The 18,796-nt window shown below is 34.3% G+C and carries 19 protein-coding genes and 1 riboswitch; of the genes, 9 read left to right on the top strand and 10 right to left on the bottom strand.

Annotated elements, in window-relative coordinates; genetic code table 11:
- Positions 1–277 precede the first annotated feature (277 nt).
- Positions 278–493 (top strand): DNA-dependent RNA polymerase subunit epsilon, encoded by a 216-nt coding sequence (locus DYE31_RS08875; protein ID WP_015899967.1) that lies wholly within the window; start codon positions 278–280, stop codon positions 491–493.
- On the top strand, positions 493–2,445 hold the full coding sequence (rnjA, locus tag DYE31_RS08880) for a ribonuclease J1 (protein WP_015899966.1): 1,953 nt from the start codon (positions 493–495) through the stop codon (positions 2,443–2,445). The genes DYE31_RS08875 and rnjA overlap by 1 nt, the downstream gene beginning before the upstream one ends.
- 55 nt (positions 2,446–2,500) lie before the next feature.
- Here the strand turns inward: rnjA and DYE31_RS08885 are convergent, their stop codons facing one another.
- Positions 2,501–2,845: a winged helix-turn-helix transcriptional regulator gene (locus DYE31_RS08885; protein WP_015899965.1), complete on the bottom strand. Its 345-nt coding sequence runs from the start codon at positions 2,843–2,845 to the stop codon at positions 2,501–2,503.
- A gap of 225 nt (positions 2,846–3,070) precedes the next feature.
- Here DYE31_RS08885 and hxlA point away from each other — a divergent pair, with 225 nt between their 5' ends.
- Complete coding sequence (gene hxlA, locus DYE31_RS08890) at positions 3,071–3,703, top strand: 3-hexulose-6-phosphate synthase (protein WP_012664254.1); 633 nt, start codon at positions 3,071–3,073, stop codon at positions 3,701–3,703.
- Between the two features lies 1 nt (position 3,704).
- Positions 3,705–4,250, top strand: coding sequence for a 6-phospho-3-hexuloisomerase (hxlB, locus tag DYE31_RS08895; RefSeq protein ID WP_015899964.1), 546 nt, complete (start codon positions 3,705–3,707; stop codon positions 4,248–4,250).
- A gap of 147 nt (positions 4,251–4,397) precedes the next feature.
- Here hxlB and DYE31_RS08900 read toward each other — a convergent pair whose 3' ends face one another.
- From DYE31_RS08900 to DYE31_RS08910, 3 genes are all read right to left on the bottom strand, one after another.
- On the bottom strand, positions 4,398–5,057 hold the full coding sequence (locus DYE31_RS08900; protein ID WP_015899963.1) for a potassium channel family protein: 660 nt from the start codon (positions 5,055–5,057) through the stop codon (positions 4,398–4,400).
- A gap of 98 nt (positions 5,058–5,155) precedes the next feature.
- Positions 5,156–6,187 carry a cytochrome d ubiquinol oxidase subunit II gene (locus DYE31_RS08905; protein ID WP_015899962.1) on the bottom strand — a complete coding sequence of 344 codons (1,032 nt, stop codon included), beginning with the start codon at positions 6,185–6,187 and terminating at the stop codon, positions 5,156–5,158.
- A complete protein-coding gene (locus tag DYE31_RS08910; RefSeq protein ID WP_015899961.1) occupies positions 6,184–7,539 on the bottom strand; it encodes a cytochrome ubiquinol oxidase subunit I in 1,356 nt (451 codons plus the stop codon). The genes DYE31_RS08905 and DYE31_RS08910 overlap by 4 nt, the downstream gene beginning before the upstream one ends.
- Before the next feature lie 225 nt (positions 7,540–7,764).
- Here DYE31_RS08910 and DYE31_RS08915 point away from each other — a divergent pair, with 225 nt between their 5' ends.
- Entirely contained in the window at positions 7,765–7,998 is a 234-nt protein-coding gene (locus DYE31_RS08915) for a glutaredoxin family protein (RefSeq protein WP_015899960.1), read from the top strand.
- A gap of 342 nt (positions 7,999–8,340) precedes the next feature.
- On the opposite strand, the gene ptsP is transcribed toward DYE31_RS08915, so the two are convergent.
- The 5 genes from ptsP to auxA form a co-directional block, all read right to left on the bottom strand.
- Positions 8,341–10,062: a phosphoenolpyruvate--protein phosphotransferase gene (ptsP, locus tag DYE31_RS08920; protein ID WP_015899959.1), complete on the bottom strand. Its 1,722-nt coding sequence runs from the start codon at positions 10,060–10,062 to the stop codon at positions 8,341–8,343.
- A 1-nt stretch (position 10,063) separates the two neighbouring features.
- A complete protein-coding gene (locus DYE31_RS08925; protein ID WP_015899958.1) occupies positions 10,064–10,330 on the bottom strand; it encodes a phosphocarrier protein HPr in 267 nt (88 codons plus the stop codon).
- A gap of 148 nt (positions 10,331–10,478) precedes the next feature.
- Positions 10,479–11,039, bottom strand: a complete 561-nt coding sequence (locus tag DYE31_RS08930; RefSeq protein WP_015899957.1) for a hypothetical protein — start codon at positions 11,037–11,039, stop codon at positions 10,479–10,481.
- Positions 11,040–11,053: 14 nt separating this feature from the next.
- Positions 11,054–12,241, bottom strand: a complete 1,188-nt coding sequence (locus DYE31_RS08935) for a class I SAM-dependent rRNA methyltransferase (protein WP_015899956.1) — start codon at positions 12,239–12,241, stop codon at positions 11,054–11,056.
- 116 nt (positions 12,242–12,357) lie between these two features.
- Positions 12,358–13,659: a lipoteichoic acid stability factor AuxA gene (gene auxA, locus DYE31_RS08940; RefSeq protein WP_015899955.1), complete on the bottom strand. Its 1,302-nt coding sequence runs from the start codon at positions 13,657–13,659 to the stop codon at positions 12,358–12,360.
- A gap of 249 nt (positions 13,660–13,908) precedes the next feature.
- Positions 13,909–14,013, top strand: a riboswitch (TPP riboswitch).
- Positions 14,014–14,116: 103 nt separating this feature from the next.
- On the opposite strand from auxA, the gene DYE31_RS08945 reads away from it, so the two are divergent.
- The 4 genes from DYE31_RS08945 (at position 14,117) to DYE31_RS08960 (ending at position 17,351) form a co-directional block, all read left to right on the top strand.
- Complete coding sequence (locus DYE31_RS08945) at positions 14,117–14,692, top strand: ECF transporter S component (protein ID WP_015899954.1); 576 nt, start codon at positions 14,117–14,119, stop codon at positions 14,690–14,692.
- 12 nt (positions 14,693–14,704) lie between these two features.
- Positions 14,705–16,114, top strand: a complete 1,410-nt coding sequence (locus DYE31_RS08950; RefSeq protein ID WP_015899953.1) for an ABC transporter ATP-binding protein — start codon at positions 14,705–14,707, stop codon at positions 16,112–16,114.
- Positions 16,107–16,901 carry an energy-coupling factor transporter transmembrane component T family protein gene (locus tag DYE31_RS08955; protein WP_015899952.1) on the top strand — a complete coding sequence of 265 codons (795 nt, stop codon included), beginning with the start codon at positions 16,107–16,109 and terminating at the stop codon, positions 16,899–16,901. Before DYE31_RS08950 ends, DYE31_RS08955 begins: the two co-directional genes overlap by 8 nt.
- Positions 16,902–17,126: 225 nt before the next feature.
- Positions 17,127–17,351, top strand: a complete 225-nt coding sequence (locus tag DYE31_RS08960; RefSeq protein WP_015899951.1) for a hypothetical protein — start codon at positions 17,127–17,129, stop codon at positions 17,349–17,351.
- A 189-nt stretch (positions 17,352–17,540) separates the two neighbouring features.
- On the opposite strand, the gene purD is transcribed toward DYE31_RS08960, so the two are convergent.
- Positions 17,541–18,788: a phosphoribosylamine--glycine ligase gene (gene purD / locus DYE31_RS08965; protein ID WP_015899950.1), complete on the bottom strand. Its 1,248-nt coding sequence runs from the start codon at positions 18,786–18,788 to the stop codon at positions 17,541–17,543.
- Positions 18,789–18,796: the final 8 nt, after the last annotated feature.

An 18,796-nucleotide genomic window follows, 5' to 3' on the forward strand; every position in this document is an offset into this window, starting at 1 on the left:
TTTATTGGTTTACATCATGTAAAATAAGAGGTAACTGAAAATGAGTAAAAAGTAGTTTGAGTGTATATTGATTTCTACTTTGCACCATTTCAAATTAGAACGTCATTTAAATAATCATCCTAGCAAACATACTGGGCAGTTAAGCTGGTATGTTGTATTTATTTATAAGAATAAGCTTAAACATCATTTATGATGAAATATACACCCAATAATTACTAGGATTTTAATTAATACTATATATGAAAAGAACACAAACAATAGGAGGAAGAAATAAACTATGGCAATTTACAAAGTATTTTTTCAAGATGATAAATCAGAAGTGATCGTGCGTGAAAACACACATACTATCTACGTTGAAGGAAATTCTGAAGAAGAAGTAAGAAAATATTTGAAAAACAGAGACTATAATATTGAGTTTATAACTAAATTAGAGGGCGCACATTTAGAATATGAACAACAATCGGAAGATTATAAAGTGGAGCATATCCAATAATGAAACAATTAAAAAATAATGAAGTCGGCGTATACGCACTCGGCGGACTCGGTGAAGTCGGCAAGAATACGTATGCTGTCGAATATAAAGATGAAATTGTCCTGATTGATGCAGGGATTAAATTCCCTGATGACAATTTATTAGGGATTGACTATGTCATCCCTGATTATTCTTATCTTGTACAAAATAAAGATAAGATTATCGGGCTTTTCATCACACATGGACATGAAGACCATATCGGCGGTGTGCCCTTCTTATTAAAAGAACTTAATATACCGATATATGGCGGTCCTTTAGCTCTTGGACTTATCCGTAACAAATTGGAAGAACATCATTTGTTGAGAACTGCTGAGTTGAATGAAATCAATGAAGATACAGAAATTAATTCTAAATATTTCAATATCTCATTTTATCTGACTACTCACAGTATTCCGGAAGCTTACGGTGTAGTTGTGGATACTCCAGAAGGTAAAATTGTGCATACAGGTGATTTCAAATTTGACTTCACTCCTGTCGGCACACTTGCGAATATTGCAAAAATGGCAAAAATCGGAGAAGAAGGCGTTTTATGTCTCCTTTCTGACTCTACCAATGCATTGGTACCGAATTTCACTTTAAGTGAACGCGAAGTTGGACAAAACGTTGACAAAATTTTCCGTAAATGTACAGGCAGAATTATTTTTGCTACATTCGCTTCTAACATTTACCGCGTACAGCAAGCTGTTGAAGCAGCTGTTAAATATAACCGAAAAATTGTTGTTTTTGGTCGTTCAATGGAAAACAATATTAAAATCGGTATGGAGCTTGGTTACATTAAAGCACCACCTGAAACATTTATCGAACCAAATAAAATCAATTCAGTACCAAAACATGAATTGTTAATTTTATGTACCGGTTCTCAAGGTGAGCCAATGGCTGCACTTTCTAGAATTGCAAATGGTACACATAAACAAATTAAAATTATTCCAGAAGATACTGTTGTATTCAGTTCTTCACCTATCCCAGGTAATACAAAGAGTATTAATCGTACAATCAATGCGTTGTATCGTGCGGGTGCAGATGTAATTCATAGTAAGATTTCTAACATCCACACATCTGGTCACGGCTCTCAAGGCGATCAGCAATTGATGCTTCGTTTGATTCGTCCGAAATTCTTTATGCCGATTCATGGTGAATACCGTATGTTGAAAGCACATTCTCAAACTGGTGTGCAATGCGGAGTTGAAGAAGATAATGTGTTTATCTTTGATAATGGTGATGTGTTGGCATTAACAAGAGATTCTGCACGTAAAGCAGGACGTATTCCTTCAGGAGATGTGTTGGTGGATGGAAGCGGTATTGGAGACATCGGTAATGTTGTTATCCGTGACCGTAAATTGTTATCTGAAGAAGGTTTAGTGATTGTTGTAGTAAGTATCGACTTCAATACAAACACTCTACTTTCAGGTCCTGATATTATTTCTCGCGGTTTTGTTTATATGCGTGAATCAGGTCATTTAATTTATGATGCACAACGTAAAATTAAAACAGATGTCATCAGTAAATTAAACCAAAACAAAGATATACAATGGCATCAAATCAAGTCATCTATTATAGAAACATTGCAACCTTATCTTTATGAAAAAACAGCACGTAAACCAATGATTTTACCGGTAATTATGAAAGTAAATGAAGATGGTGAGCAAATTACTAAACCATCTAAACCGAAATCAAATTCTAAACCTAAGAAAAACAACAAAATAGGTAATGGTTCGAACCAAAATAATGAATCAAAAAATAACCAAGGCGGTCGTCCACCTAAACGCAATAATAATGGACGCAACAATCAATCTAAAAACAATAAACCCGCTAATAAAAAAGAATCAAGTTCTAAGTCAGGTTCTAACAGTACACAAAAATCACATTCAAAACCTAAAAATAAACCTGATTCTAAAAAAGAAAATAAAGAATAGTATATTTATATATTAAGAAAATCCTGTACTACCAGTTTGGTAGTACGGGATTTTCTTATTTTCCTTGAGAGATAAACTCTAAAAATTCATCTCCCCAATCACAAATTGCATATACTACAGTATCCAAAGATTTTCCAATATCAGTCAACTTATATTCTACTTTTGGGGGAACTACTGGATAAACTACTCTCTCAATAATTTGATCCTTCTCCAATTCTCTCAATTGTCTTATCAGCATTCTTTGATTTATATCCGGTAATTTTTTCTCAAATTCACTTAATCTTAATATGTCGGATTCTAATAAATGAAAAATAATAGGAATTTTCCACTTGCCCCCTATTACAGAAAGCGCCAAATCTTTAGATGTAAAAAATTCTTTATTATCATATTCAATTAACATTGTTGACCCTCCTTACAATCATAATATTTAGATTCAATTTTATCTTTACTTGAACTTTTTAAACTCTATAAAACAAAGTGAAATGGTTCAAATTAATTCAAAATGAATTGTTCATTTATAGTTTATACTGTATTTTTATCAGTACATGTCAAATTTGTCAGTATTGTCATATATAATATGCTATGTGATACTGTTAATACATTAAATATGAAAGGCGGAAAAATAATGGAATTACAATTAGCAATTGATTTATTAAATAAAGAAGAAGCTGCAGAATTAGCTAATAAAGTGAAAGATTATGTCGATATCGTAGAAATCGGTACTCCTATCATATATAACGAAGGCTTACCATCAGTTCAATATATGGATGAGCATATTGATGGTGTAAAAGTCCTTGCAGACATGAAAATCATGGATGCAGCAGATTATGAAGTCAGCCAAGCTGTTAAATTCGGCGCTGATGTTGTAACAATCTTAGGTGTAGCTGAAGATGCTTCAATCAAAGCTGCTATCGAAGAAGCACACAAAAATGACAAACAATTATTAGTAGATATGATTGCTGTGCAAGATATTGAAAAACGTGCGAAAGAATTAGATGAAATGGGTGCTGATTATATTGCAGTACACATCGGTTATGACTTGCAAGCAGAAGGTAAATCTCCTTTAGAAGACTTGCACAAAGTTAAATCTGTTATCAAAAATTCTAAAGTTGCGGTTGCTGGCGGTATTAAACCAGACACTATCAAAGATATCGTAGCTGAAGGTCCAGACTTAGTCATCGTTGGTGGCGGTATCGCAAATGCTGACGATCCTGTAGAAGCTGCCAAAGCTTGCCGTGACGCAGTTAAGGGTGAATAATATGACTGAATTACGTTATCAGCTCATTTTAGATGAATTGAAAAATACACTTGGTCACGTTAAAAGCGAAGAAGTGGAACAATTCGAAAATGAAGTACGTGATGCCAAAAACATTTTTACCGCAAGTAAAGGCCGTTCGGGTTACGTTTCAAACAGTTTTGCGATGCGTTTGAACCAGCTCGGTAAAGCATCACATGTAATTGGCGGTGCATCAACACCTTCTATCCATAAAGGTGATTTGTTTATCGTCATTTCCGGCTCAGGCAGCACTGAACATTTACGTCTATTAGCTGACAAAGCTAAAGGCGAAGATGCAAAAGTTGTTTTAATCACTACAAAGCCTGATTCTAAAATCGGTGAAATTGCAGATACTGTTATTGAATTGCCGGCAGGCACAAAATTTGATGCTGAAGGTTCAGAACAACCACTCGGCAGTTTATTCGAACAATCTGCACAAATTTTCTTAGATGCTGTTGTCCTTGATTTGATGGAAATTTTCAATATCGACGAAACAGCTATGCAGCAAAATCATGCAAATTTAGAATAAATATGTATGAAAATAGCTCCACATCCATTCATTTTTTGGATATGGAGTTTTTTATTTTTAAAAATTAGATCCAATTTCAAAAAATCACGCCATCCTTTTTAAGGAAGACGTGATTTTTATTACGTTATTTAATTACAATACATATATTTAGTGGACTAATTTTTTCTCAAATCTATTAAGGTCATTATCGTGACCAATCATAATCAAGATATCCCCTAATTCGATATTCATATTAGGATCTGGGGAAATAATGACGTCTTTATCTCGCTTAATTGCAATAATATTAATACCATAATGCGCACGAATATCTAAATCTACAATTGATTGTCCAGCAATACGTTCATTTGCTTTAGCTTCAACAATTGAGTATTCATCTGCTAATTCTAGATAATCTAATACGCTGGCACTCGCAATATTATGTGCGATTCTTCGGCCCATATCACGTTCTGGATGGACAACTAAATCCGCTCCGATTTTATTTAAGATCTTAGCGTGATAATCATTTTGCGCTTTCGCGATTACTTTTTTAACACCTAATTCTTTTAAAATCAATGTTGTCAAAGTACTCGTTTGAATATTTTCACCGATTGCAACAATAACTTGGTCGAAGTTTCTTATACCTAAACTTTTCATCACCGCTTCATCTGTTGTATCAGCTACAACAGCATGTGTGGCAATTTCACTATATTCATTAACACGTGCTTCGCTCAAATCGATTGCCATCACATCCATGCCCAATGCATTTAATTCTCTGACAATACTTCCACCGAAGCGTCCTAATCCAATCACTACAAATTCTTTTTCCATAGTAACCTCCGAAAAATAAAAATGAGGCGAGGCATTGTTTAACTATACCTTGCTTGGCACAAGTGTATAGATTGCCTCGCCCCATCTGATTTTAAATATTAATAATGACCTTCTTCACTTTTTCCTTCAACATAATCTTTGCTGAAGATGAATAATCTCATTAATAATATTAACGATGGTATTAATAAAAGTAAACCGCAAACTGCTGCAATTGTAAGTGCTAATGCCATTGGGTCATCTGTTTTATTCACATTACCATTAATGTAAGGATATAAAATGTATGGCCATTTACTAACACCATATCCACCAATTGCTGTAGCCATTTGTAAAATCACTAACATAAATGCTGTACCTGGAGATTTTTTCAAGATTGTTAATACCCAAGCTGCAATTAAGCAGATAATACTGATTAAGAATAACCACCAGTATTGTGAAACAGCAATATCAAAGTGTTCTTTATTTTGGCTTCGTAATGTAATGAATGCAAATAATGACACAAGTGCCATTGGCGGTCCCCAGAATATGAACCATTTTCTAAGTAAAGCATAAGCTTTCATTGCTTGTGCTTTTCGAGCATAGAATGTTAAGAAACCTGAGGAAATATACATTACTGCGACTAAAGCTAAGAAGACAACAGACCAAGCAAATGGACTAAAGAATAAATCCGCCCAATTTAAGTCAACATGGCCGCCTTTTTTAGTAATATAGCCGCCTTCTGAAATAACAAGTCCCATACTTAATGATGGCGGTATTAATAGACCAGCCACACTATAAATCAATAACCATGAGAACTTAGAATCCGGACCATAGTTTTGGAAAGCGTAGAAACTACCACGCATTGTTAGTAATAACAATCCAATAGACCCTGGTACTAGTAATACAGTACCATAATAGTAAGCGAAATCAGGGAAGAACCCCACAATACCTACTGTAAAGAATACTAAGAATACGTTCGTAACTTCCCAAATAGGATTTAAATAACGCGCAATGACTGGCGTCAATGTTTTCTGTGTTCCTCTTAATTTAGCTTGTAAAAGGAATACACCCGCACCAAAGTCAATTGAAGCTATGACGATGTAACAGAATAAGAACAAGTACAGTACGATCATTCCTAATGCTGTAAAACTCATGATGCTTCACCTCGGTTTCCTTCTAATTTCTCTATATCTTTATACGGCGGTTTATTTCTAAACATACGAATCAACACATAGGCTGATGTGAATAGAATAATAAAGTAAACTAATCCGAATGCAATAGTTACGCCAGTTAAACCAGCAGCATTTGTTGCTGCATCTGAAACTTTCATGTAACCTCTGATAATCCAAGGCTGACGACCCATTTCTGTTAAGAACCAACCGAATTCAATAGATAACATTGCTGCTGGTCCAGTAATCAAGGTTGCATATAACAATATTTTATTAACTGAGAACTTCCGCCATTTTTTAACGATTCTTGTTAACGTATATATACCTGATACTGCTAAACAGAACATACCGCCAGTTACCATTAAGTCAAAGAAGTAATGAACAATCAATGGTGGTTGTGTGTCTTTAGGGAATTCATTTAAACCTTGAACTTTAGTATTGATATTATTATCAGATAAGAAACTTAGCATACCAGGAATTTTGATTGCGCCTGTAACTTTCTGATCCTTTTCGTCCAATACACCAAAGACTTGTAAATCTGCACGTTTTTGAGTATCAAAGTGCCATTCGTAAGCTGCTAATTTTTCAGGTTGTTCTTTGTGTAAGAATTTTGCTGACATATCCCCTGCTAGAATTGAACCGAGTGTAAAAATCAAACCAACAATCATCGTTAATTTTAATGCACTCTTATGATAGTCTCTGTCTTGAGGAATTTTGTCTCTTAATAATTTGTAAGCTGCAATAGCTGCTAATAAGAAAGCCATTGTCATAATAGCTGTCATAATAACGTGGAATTGTCTAACGCCAAAAGAAGCATTGAACATTGCCACAATTGGATCCACGTGAATCATACGTCCGTCTTTCATTTGGAAACCAGCTGGTGTATTCATAAATGAGTTCACTGATGTAATGAAGAATGCTGATAACATACCTCCGATAACAACTGGTAAACCAATAATCATATGTGTCCATTTATTTTTAAATCGATTCCAAGTATAGAAATAAATACTTAAGAAAATTGCTTCAAAGAAGAATGCAAATACTTCCATGAATAATGGCAAGGCAATGACGTGACCTGCTGTTTTCATAAATGTCGGCCAAAGTAATGATAATTGCAACTCGATAATCGTACCAGTTACAACACCGACAGCTACAGTAATAGCATAGCCTTTCGCCCATCTTTTAGCTAATGTAATAAAGCGTGCGCTGTTTTTCTTGATGCCGATAAATTCAGCAATTACAAACATTAGTGGCATCCCCACGCCGATAGTTGCGAAAACTATGTGGACAGCTAATGTCATAGCAGTTAAAAATCTGCTTAATTCTACTGCTCCCATGATATCACCCTAATCTTTTTATATTTGGTACTGTATAATGCCCGCAAGTTTCTAAGAAGTTGTATTAAAAATTTTGATGAGATTCTAGATGCTGATTCTAGTTTTTTCAACTTCACACATGTGGTATCTGATACACTCTTTCTCTTCACTAATGCACCAAGCTTGATTTTATTTTTCACTTTTAATAAAGTTAAGTCATCAATTTATACAAAGGAAGATTTAATTATGACTCAAGTAACAATCTATACACAAAATGAATGTCCACCATGCCAATTTGTAAAAAATTATTTTGATGAACATAAAGTGGCATATACTGAGAAAAATGTTTCAAACTCAACTTTTCGAAATGAAATGATTGATTATGATGCATTTTCTACACCTTTCATCTTGATTGACGATCATCCTATGTATCAGGTAGATTTAGATAAAATCAATCAACTACTTCAAATTCATCATTAGTCCTCTGAGAAAAAATGCACTGTATTCTTATAATTACCATGAAGTGTAATAGTTTAAACAATTATAGTTTGCCTAGTACATTGACACAGTACATTCTATGTTACGCTTCCTAAGACCTCATTACAATTATTCTAATCAAATTTCGCATTATATAGTTTTTTTATCCTAATATTTTGTCACAAATTTGTAAAAGATAAAGATGTGCTACTAAAATTAAAATTGTTATCAAAAGTTGATATCAGTTGCATATTTTATTTGTGGCTCAACATAATTTATAGCGCACAAAATAACCGTGTACGTATGAAATTCACTTCATACATACACGGTTTATTTTATGAATATCTAAGCGTTCTTAGTATATTCTTCAACCAAATCTACAACTTCTTCTGAAGTCGCACATTGGACTGCTCTTTCACTTAATTCTTTCATTTCGCTTTCGTTCAATGATCTAATCAAACGACGAGCTTTCAAGATTGATGTAGCACTCATTGAGAACTCATCTAATCCTAAACCTAACAACAATGGAATTGCTGTTTGGTCCCCAGCCATTTCACCACACATACCTGTCCATTTACCTTCGGCATGTGAAGCCTCAATCACTTGTTTTACTAAACGTAAAATTGCTGGATTGTATGGTTGGTATAAATAAGAAACACGTTCTGACATACGGTCAGCTGCCATAGTGTACTGGATTAAGTCGTTTGTTCCAATACTGAAGAAGTCTACTTCTTTTGCAAATATATCAGCAAGAGCTGCAGTTGAAGGAATCTCTACCATAATTCCTAATTCAATATCATCTGCTACTTCATAGCCTTCATTTTTAAGGTTAGCACGTTCTTCTTCAAGTAATGCTTTAGCATCACGGAATTCTTGAATTGTAGCAACCATTGGGAACATAATGTTCAATTTTCCAAACACAGAAGCGCGTAGTAACGCACGTAATTGCGGACGGAAAATTTCAGGTTGATCTAAGCATAAACGGATTGCACGATAACCTAAGAATGGGTTCATTTCTTCTGGCAAGTCAAGATAAGGCAATTCTTTATCGCCACCGATATCTAAAGTACGTACAACTACGCGTTTACCTTTCATAGCTTCCAATACTGCTTTATAAGCTTCAAACTGTTCTTCTTCCGTAGGCATTTGATCTCTGCCCATGTATAAGAATTCAGTTCTGTATAAACCAATACCTTCTGCGCCATTTTCAATAACACCCGGTAAATCATTAGGTGTACCGATATTTGCTGCAAGTTCAACATGATGACCATCAGCAGTTACTGATTCAGCATCACGTAATTTTTGCAATTCTTGCTTGTCTTTAAAGAAGTTTTCGCGTTTTTCTTGATATTCTGCAATTACCTCATCACTTGGATTAATTAGCACGTCACCAGTCATACCATCTACAACAATAGTATCTCCAGCCTCAACTTCTTCAGTAATAGATTTAGTACCTACTACTGCTGGAATTTCTAAAGAACGACTCATAATTGCTGAATGAGATGTTCTTCCTCCGATGTTAGTTACAAATCCTTGAACATATTCTTTATTCAATTGTGCAGTATCAGATGGTGTTAAGTCATTACCAATAATGACTACGCTTTCATCAACGATACTCGGGTTCGGTAATTCTACACCTAAGATATGTGCTAATACACGTTTCGAAACATCACGAATATCGGCTGCACGTTCTGCCATATATTCATTGTCCATTGATTCAAAAATAGTGATAAATTGATTTGAAACGTCTGTTAAAGCTTGTGCAGCATTAACACTTTCATTTTTAATTTTATCTTCAATTGGTTGAATTAATTCAGGATCTTCAAGCACTAATAAATGTGCATCGAAAATAGCTGCTTTATCCGCACCCAATTGTTTTTCGGCGTTATTTCTGATTTTAGTCAATTCAACTTTTGATTTATTAAGAGCGCCATTAAATTTAGCAACTTCAGCATCCGTATCTGTCACTGATTCATTATCAAATGATAGGTCAGGTTCAACTAACAGATAGGCTTTTGCAATTGCAACACCATCTGATGCTGCAATGCCTTTAATTTGTTTAGCCATATTATTCAGTTAATCCTTCTTTAGATAAAACATCAGTGATTGCTTGAATAGCGTCTGCTTCATCGCTTCCGTCAGCATAGATAGTAATTTCTGCATCTTTACCAACACCTAAACTCATAACACCCATAATAGATTTTAAGTTGACTTTTTTGCCGTTATATTCTAATTGAATATCTGAATCAAATTTTGAAGCTGTTTGTACAAGCATTGTTGCTGGACGAGCATGAATACCTGTTTCGTCGATGATAGTGTATGATTGTTGTTCCATAATAATCTTTCTCCTTCGCATCAATTAATTAGTGATAATTCACCTTTACATTATTACACCTTAACTTTACCAAAATATACATCTAAATTCAATTTGTTAATTCCTTGAGAGCGTAAGATTTTTGCGAATTTGTGAAAAAAATTAACAATTATTTACCAGTTGGTGTTTCTAATATTTTTTTGGCAACGCTTTCACATTTCTGGATGTGTTCATCTCCTAATTTTTTCATGAAGTAATAACTGATTGATGCAGAAATAGCTTGACCTACTAATGGGAACCATTTCGTCTGTTTAGCAGCTGTACGCTTAGCAACATCTTTGATTGCTACTTTTAAAATAGCTTTAGATACAGTGCGTCCAATAAATTGACTGCCTTGTATAGATGCTGCCACTAAAATACGTTCTTTTAGATCATCACTCATATGGCTCACTTGTTTATGATCCAAACCGTAAATTTTATTAATATCTTCAATAATATCTTTCATCAACTTTAAATCTACGCCGAAATCAAGTCCTGGAATTGGTACAACACTTGCTGCTGAAGACCAAAGTGACTTTTTGCGCACAAGTTCTTCTGCTCTTTCTTTTCTGCGTTCTAAATCACTATCATTAACTGGCAAAGCTGATTTGCCAGTAACCGGTTCTAAATCCATTACTTTGTTTCCTAATTTATCACTTGTATTTTTAATCAATTTATCTTTAATTCCCATAACTAAAACCTCCATTATAAGATTTCTTCTTTGCTTGATACCCGAACGAAGATTACTTTTAGATACTTAGAAGGCTTGTAATGCGGATTAGTTTTGAAATCTTTCGGTAATCCCATAACCTCTTCAATTTCAAAATCCACATTAGCTTCACTTAATGTTTTTTTAATCATATTTTTAAATGCTTTAGATGAGAGTGCACTTGAATTTGTACTTAAAATTAATACACCATCTTCATTTAAGATTGGTAATGCTTCTTCAATCAACTTATGATAATCTTTTTGGACTGTAAATACCTTCTTCTTATTACGCGCAAAACTAGGCGGATCAATCACAATTGTGTCATACACGCGATTATGTCTTGCAGCATAATGATAGAAATCAAAAGTATCCATTACGTAAATAAATTGTGTTTTCGGGTCAATACCATTTACCCCGAAATTCTCCTCTGTCAAACTTCTTGAACGATTCGCTAAATCAACACTCGTAGTATCTATCGCTGTTTCAGCAGCAATCACCGAAAAAGCTCCAGTATAACTGAAAAAATTCAATACGTGGCGTTCAGGAGCATAAACATCTCGTAATTTTTTACGCACTTCTTTTTGGTCTAAGAAGATACCAGTCATTGGCCCATCATCTAAATCAACATTATAAAATGAAAAGTTCTCTTCTATTATAATTGGAAATTCTGGAGCTTCACCTGTGACATATCCACTTTCAACTGCATCATCTTTAAAACGCGTTTTTTCAAAAATTGAAGTGTAAGGAAAAACATCTTGAATCGCATTAAGTATTGTATCTCTAAATGCATAAATACCTTTTGAATACCATTGAATAAGTAAGTGGCCATCATAGTTATCTACAGTTAATCCTCCGACACCGTCTCCTTCTGCATTAAAAAGACGGAATGCATTTGTGCCATCGATATTAAAGAAATATTGACGATAATCTAATGCTTCTTGGAATAATGTTGTGAAAAATGACGTATCGATTGTTTGCTCTGAGTCATAACTTAATACCCAACCTAAACCTTTATGCTGACGTCCAACATAAGCAGTTGCTATATAACGTCCATTATCAGTGACGATGTGAAAAACATCTCCATCTTCTAAATGACTATGTTCATAAATGTCTTCTTCATCTACTAAAGGGTAATGATTTAAATATTTTTGTTCTTTACCTTTGTTAATAACTGCTGTCTTCATATTAAATTCCGCCTTTTGTTAGTATTTTATTTCATGTTAACGTATCATAACTTCCCTTTCTAAAGAGAAAGTTTAAAAAAGCTGAGAAACTACTAAGCGTTCCCCAGCTTTGAATTTTACTGATTATCAACAGGTGTGCGCATTTGAATTACAAATGCAATGATGACTGCAACCAGCATGATTAATAAAATTGGTGTGATAAAAATAGATAATAACAATCCATGGATCATGATATTCACAAATTCAGTCAACAATTTAAAGAATAAAATGCTGATCATAAACATTTGTACATAGTAGAATTTACCACGTAAGAAATGTGTCAATGTTGTAATGATATAAATGATAATTACAACTAATAATAAGAATAAGGTAATCCATTCAATAACATAAGAAGTTTGAGATAATTCCCATTCACCAGAAGCAAATAATGCATTTCTGTTATTTAATTCTAACAGTGTAAATAGAAATAAAATGATACCGCAAATCAATTCAACGATTCCTGGCTTAATCCATTTCGGACGTTTCATCCAGTTAGGAATATCATCGTCTTGTATATCAATTTTTTCTTTTATTGAGTTTTTAAATTTATCGCGCTTGTTTCTCATTTTTTCTAAATCAATGCTGCGTCTTGTGCGATAAGTGAATTCTTGAGTACGTTCTTGAAATTCACGGAATTGTTCTTTCGTTTGACTCATTGCACCATTTTTATCCGTACGAGAATATTCCATTTCTTCGCCTAATTCTGCTTTCGTAAGCGGTAAAGATCTTCTAAGGAAAAGGAAATTCCATATTGATATTTGTGCAAGAATCCACATTACAATAAAGAATGCATTTACACTTAAAATATCTATCATCGCAATTTCATGACTTTCAATACGTCCATACAATGCAATTTGTGTGATTAAATAACTGACTCCATATGCAGAAATTATCCACAAATAATGTTCTTTTCTATGATTATGGTTAAGTTCATCTTTATAGACAATATATCCTGTATGCACTATAAATGGTACAACAAAAATAATTGCTGCAAAGCCATATACTTGTGTCATTAAGATAATTGTAATAATAAAGAATAAAATCCCTATAATCAGGAAGAATATTGAAATATCATAATCGTATTTTGTTGTCATGAACAACAAATAACCAATCCATAATAATGCGATACCAAATACAATAATGAATATGGCACTAAATACTGGGAACTGCCCGATAAATCGACTCATTATCCGGATGATTTCTCCGAAGAATGCATTGATAAAATCCCACACATTATAAATATGTATATCGACTTTGCTCCCCTTAGCAAGCTTATGAATAAATGATAAATTCAATAAAATTATGATTCCAATGAAAAGTGAAACAATGCCAATAATCAAACTAAAAATGATCTCAGCGTGCTTCTTTAAATACGACATGTTTTTCACCTCATAGTTATTATATAGGAACATAAGTGTTGTGTCTTTAGTGAATGTAATAAATCATTCTATGGTAGTACATAGTATAAAGGAATTGATGTCTACTCTCAATCGGTTAATACCCTATTTAATACTGAAAATGCTTTTTAAGTAAAATCGTTTGAAGATATTGCAATACAAAGATTGAACGTACCTGAAATCATCTTGACAATCCTGTATAAAAAGCATACATTTATTATAAATCAATATAGAAAGCACTAGGGGTGTTTCGTAACTGAGATGAAGCAGTTTTGCTTCAAACCCTTCGAACCTGATCTAGCTTAGACTAGCGTAGGAAAGTGTAGGATGTCTGCCGGCAATATAATAAGGGCTATGCCGGTTTGTTCCGATGCCTATTTCACGCAGCTTGCTAGACAAGTTTGTGTGTTTTTTTATTTTATAGGAGGAATTATTACTTGTGTCAAAAGGACTTAAACTTTCAGACATCTTGGTAACTGTATTAATTGCAGTTGTTTTCGCTATCATTTATAACATTTGGAATTTAGTGTACAAAGCGATGCAAGTGACTGGATTACATCTTGAAGAACTTTCTTATGGTATGTGGTTTGCTGCTGCAGTCGTAGCTTACTTGATTATCCCTAAACCTGGTATTGCACTACTCGCTGAATTTGCAGCTGGTGCGGGTGAAACAATTGTTATGGGACGATTTGATATTGCAACAATAGTTTATGGATTATTGCAAGGTTTAGCTTGTGAAATTATTTTTGCGATTTTCCGTTATAAATCACGTACTATAATGGTTGCAATGCTTGCTGGTTTAGCTGCTGCATTAGTTACTTTCCCTATTGACTACTACTATGGTTATCTAGGTGAAGTTGCAGGATGGAACTTGTTCCTATATGTATTCTTCCGTTGTATCAGCGGTATTGTACTTGCAGGTCTTTTCCCTTATTACTTAGTTAAAGCACTCGATAAAACTGGTGTTACGAAATTATTTAGACCAGCTTCTCAAAAAGATTACGATAATTTGTAAGGAGATATTACTTTGTTACGCGCAAAAAACTTACGACTCAAATATCCAAATGCACCTGATAAAATATTTGATGGCTTAAATATAGAAATAAAGGATAAACAAAAAGTCTTATTATTGGGACCATCAGGATGCGGAAAAAGTACATTATTAAATGTACTAAGCGGAATCGTTCCTAATTTAATAGAATTACCAATGAAATACGATGATTTGGAAGTTGATTTAAATAGTGGTGTTATTTTCCAAGATCCTGACACTCAATTTTGTATGCCTAAAGTTTATGAAGAACTTGCTTTTGTATTAGAAAATAAACAAGTTCCTCGTAAAGAAATGGACCAATTAATTTTAAATGCCCTAGCTTCAGTCGATTTAGATGTGGGACCTAAACAAACTGTGCAAAAGCTAAGCGGCGGTATGAAACAAAAACTGGCGATTGCCGAAACTGTATTGCAAGAAGCACATACTCTCTTCTTAGATGAACCGACAGCAATGTTAGATGTAGATGCTACAGAAGATTTATGGAATCACATTAAAGATATGTGGCAAGATCAAACTGTATTGATTGTCGAACACAAAGTTGAACATATTTGGGAACATATCGACCGAGTAATTTTAATGAATTACAATGGCGAAATTATTGCTGATGATACGCCTGAAGTCATCTTGAGCCAACATGAAGCGTTACTGACTGAGTACGGTGTATGGCACCCACATGCTTGGGATTATGCACCTAAGAGCACTTTAAGTTCCGATACTGAAATCCAAACTAATTTTCAATTTCGTGATGGTGAAATTATTCGTGGCAAAAAATCATTAATTCAGATACCAGAATTGGAAATTGGAGCTGGCGAATGGATTACTATAACTGGAAAAAATGGCTCTGGTAAAACAACTTTATTAGAGTCTATGATGCAGTTGATTAAATATCACGGCAAAATGTCTTATCGTGGTCAGCGTTTACACAAAATTAAAGAAGCTGCTCAGCATATGTATTTGGTTTATCAAAACCCAGAATTACAATTCATAACAAACTCTGTCTATGAAGAAATTTTCATTAACTTTAGTGGCGATCATGCAAAAGAAGAAACTGAGAAACTCATTAAAATGCTGAATTTAGAAGCTGTACGTAATCATCATCCGTTTGAACTTTCAATGGGTCAAAAACGTCGTTTAAGTGTTGCAACTGCATTAAGTTCTCGTGCGGACATCATCTTGTTAGACGAACCGACTTTTGGTTTAGACAGTCATAATACTTTCAACTTGCTGTCATTGTTTCAAAAACGTGTCGCACAAGGCCAGACTATTGTAATGGTTACACACGACCCTCATATCATTGAACGCTATCCGACAAGACGTATTGAATTGCGGGATCATTTACTAAGTGAAGAACAACTTTTTGAAACGGAAGGTGAACGCAATGTATGAAGCATGGAAACGATATTTCACCTTCGTTGATAATGTCAATATCATCACGAAATTAGGTTTGGGTGTATTCCTATTCTTCTTCGTTATTTTCGTACACAATTTTGATGTTATGATTTACTTAACATCATTAATGTTGATATTCTTACTCATTTTCGGAGGAATGAAATTCAAAGTTACAGCTTTATTTGTTGTATATACTGTAATATTCAGCATTATCTCTGCCCTCTTCATGATTTTCTATGGAGATGGAACACACACACTTTTCAAATTAGGTATTATCAACATCACAACTGAAAGTTTAGTCCGTGGTCTGCATTTATCAATGCGTACAGATACGGTTACATTCTTTGGAATCGTTATGGCTTTTACTTCTCAGATTGTTATGATTTTTTATAGCTTAATGCAGCATTTAAAAGTTAAACCAAAAGTAGCTTATGCATTTATGGCAGCGATTCGTATGGTACCGCTTATTATTTCATCATTCGTTCAATTACGTAAGTCTTTAAAAATGCGTTATCAAATGGTGGATAAATCGAATTATCGTGGATTTGCGCGAATGAAACACTTAATTATTCCGCTACTAAGCCAAAATATTCGTAAAGCGCATCAGCTCTCAGTTGCTATGGAGAAAAAAGGATTTAAAGATGGACCGAGAACTTACTATTATTATGCACCATTCAGTTATCGCGATATCCTCTTTATCCTGCTGTTTGCGGCAATCTTAATTATTGCTGTATTATTAGCACATTATTTACCTATTACAGGAATAACAGACGTGCGTGGTTGACGTATTCAAAACTTTTCCTTACAATGCATATCTGGGTTGTGGTAGTCGAGCTGCAACCCAACCAATTTTACATTTTCATTCATCCATATCTTTTCCAGCAGTGAGCGGTTACCGATTCAGCCGTTTACTGCTAATTTTTTACCTTAAAATAATTAAAAGTATCATGCAATTAATGCTATAATAAATATATACTGAATATTCGCACATAAACTGGAGGATTTCATTATGAAAAAGAGAAACGACGCATATGATAAGGGCTATCAGCAAGCCGCTAAAGAAATTGACACTATGGCAAAATTAAAAAATAAAAAGAGACGCTTAAATCGTTATATTGAAAAACGTAAAAGAGCATGGAAATGGCGTCAATTATTCAATAAACATAGCTCTCGTTTTATCGCGGGGTATAAACAAGCTTATATCGACATGGCTAAATCTATTCCCGAAGAATAACTTAAAACATGCTTTCTATAGAATTTTAAAATCTACATTCTTAAAACTAAATGAAAAAGTGCCCTATTATCTAAACAATTGTATTTAGAATTAATAGAGCACTTTTCTATATTGTTGTCATTTTCTTATATCAACATATAATTCTGTTTAATAAAAAATGAGATACCTTAAAAGGCATCTCATTTTTATTTATGCTTCATGTTTGATCGCTTTATCGCTGATATCACGACGGTAGAATAAACCTTCGCTATCAATTCCATCAGCCTTTTTATAAGCATTCGATTTAGCTTCACTAACAGTTTTGCCTTCGCCGATAACTAAGATAACACGTCCTCCGGAAGTAACATAATCATCGTCTTCTTTTTTCAAGCCGCTGACAAATGTTTGACCGTCTAAATCAAAGCCACTGACTTTAACACCTTTTTCATAAGATCCAGGATAGCCTTTAGATGCAAGCATAACTCCTACAACCGCTTCATCTTTCCATTTGTACTCAATTGGCTTACGTTCTTCTAAGTCTAAGATATGCTGCATCAAATCACTCTCTAAGCGTGTCAATAACACTTGTGCTTCCGGATCACCGAAACGCGCATTAAATTCAATGACTTTAGGTCCTTCGTCAGTTAAAATTGCACCTATATATAACACACCGAAGAATGGATAACCTTCTTCTTGCATCGCTTTCGCAATAGGTTGTGCAATTTCAGCATTCGTACGTTCTAATACATCTTCAGAAATGTGCGGTACAGGACAATATGCACCCATACCTCCTGTATTAGGTCCTTTGTCGCCATCAAATGCACGCTTGTGGTCTTGTGCAATCGTATCAAAAGGTACAGCGTAATCACCATTAACAAATGTCATTACAGAGTACTCTTCACCTTCTAAAAACTCTTCAAAAACAACTTTTCCATTCTCTTCTGGATATAGTGTTTCAACCGCTTCTTTAGCTTCTTCACGTGTCATCGCAATAATAACACCTTTACCGGCAGCTAAGCCGTCTTTTTTCAAGACAACAGGAATCTTACAGTCTTCAACATATTTTAAAGCTTCAGACTTAGAATCTACTTCTACATATTCTGCAGTTGGAATACCATATTTTTCCATAATACGTTTTGCAAATGATTTAGAACCTTCAATTTGCGCTGCTTTTTCACCTGGTCCGAAGACTTTAACACCTGCTTGGCGTAATTTATCTCCTAAACCTTCAGTTAATGGTTGTTCTGGTCCTACTACCGTCCATTCAACATCATGGGCTTTTGCAAATTCAACAATTTCATCATGGGCTGTTTCAGCAATTTCACTATGCACTTCTGCCACATTTTCCATCGCCGCATTACCTGGAATTGCGAACACTTGATCTACGAGTTCAGATTGATTTAATTTATGCGCAAGGACATGTTCTCTGCCCCCGCCGCCGATTACTAATACTTTCATCTTAAGCT

It is taken from the genome of Staphylococcus carnosus (assembly GCF_900458435.1).
Lineage (GTDB): Bacteria > Bacillota > Bacilli > Staphylococcales > Staphylococcaceae > Staphylococcus > Staphylococcus carnosus.

Bases quoted from the DNA above. Each gene is read 5' to 3' on its own strand.
- DYE31_RS08930 (WP_015899957.1), bottom strand. From the start codon at position 11,039: ATGGGAATTAAAGATAAATTGATTAAAAATACAAGTGATAAATTAGGA.
- auxA (WP_015899955.1), bottom strand. From the start codon at position 13,659: ATGTCGTATTTAAAGAAGCACGCTGAGATCATTTTTAGTTTGATTATT.
- DYE31_RS08905 (WP_015899962.1), bottom strand. From the start codon at position 6,187: ATGAGTTTTACAGCATTAGGAATGATCGTACTGTACTTGTTCTTATTC.
- DYE31_RS08935 (WP_015899956.1), bottom strand. From the start codon at position 12,241: ATGAAGACAGCAGTTATTAACAAAGGTAAAGAACAAAAATATTTAAAT.
- DYE31_RS08960 (WP_015899951.1), top strand. From the start codon at position 17,127: ATGAAAAAGAGAAACGACGCATATGATAAGGGCTATCAGCAAGCCGCT.
- DYE31_RS08875 (WP_015899967.1), top strand. From the start codon at position 278: ATGGCAATTTACAAAGTATTTTTTCAAGATGATAAATCAGAAGTGATC.
- rnjA (WP_015899966.1), top strand. From the start codon at position 493: ATGAAACAATTAAAAAATAATGAAGTCGGCGTATACGCACTCGGCGGA.
- DYE31_RS08900 (WP_015899963.1), bottom strand. From the start codon at position 5,057: ATGGAAAAAGAATTTGTAGTGATTGGATTAGGACGCTTCGGTGGAAGT.
- DYE31_RS08955 (WP_015899952.1), top strand. From the start codon at position 16,107: ATGTATGAAGCATGGAAACGATATTTCACCTTCGTTGATAATGTCAAT.
- hxlB (WP_015899964.1), top strand. From the start codon at position 3,705: ATGACTGAATTACGTTATCAGCTCATTTTAGATGAATTGAAAAATACA.
- hxlA (WP_012664254.1), top strand. From the start codon at position 3,071: ATGGAATTACAATTAGCAATTGATTTATTAAATAAAGAAGAAGCTGCA.
- DYE31_RS08910 (WP_015899961.1), bottom strand. From the start codon at position 7,539: ATGGGAGCAGTAGAATTAAGCAGATTTTTAACTGCTATGACATTAGCT.
- DYE31_RS08925 (WP_015899958.1), bottom strand. From the start codon at position 10,330: ATGGAACAACAATCATACACTATCATCGACGAAACAGGTATTCATGCT.
- ptsP (WP_015899959.1), bottom strand. From the start codon at position 10,062: ATGGCTAAACAAATTAAAGGCATTGCAGCATCAGATGGTGTTGCAATT.
- purD (WP_015899950.1), bottom strand. From the start codon at position 18,788: ATGAAAGTATTAGTAATCGGCGGCGGGGGCAGAGAACATGTCCTTGCG.
- DYE31_RS08885 (WP_015899965.1), bottom strand. From the start codon at position 2,845: ATGTTAATTGAATATGATAATAAAGAATTTTTTACATCTAAAGATTTG.
- DYE31_RS08915 (WP_015899960.1), top strand. From the start codon at position 7,765: ATGACTCAAGTAACAATCTATACACAAAATGAATGTCCACCATGCCAA.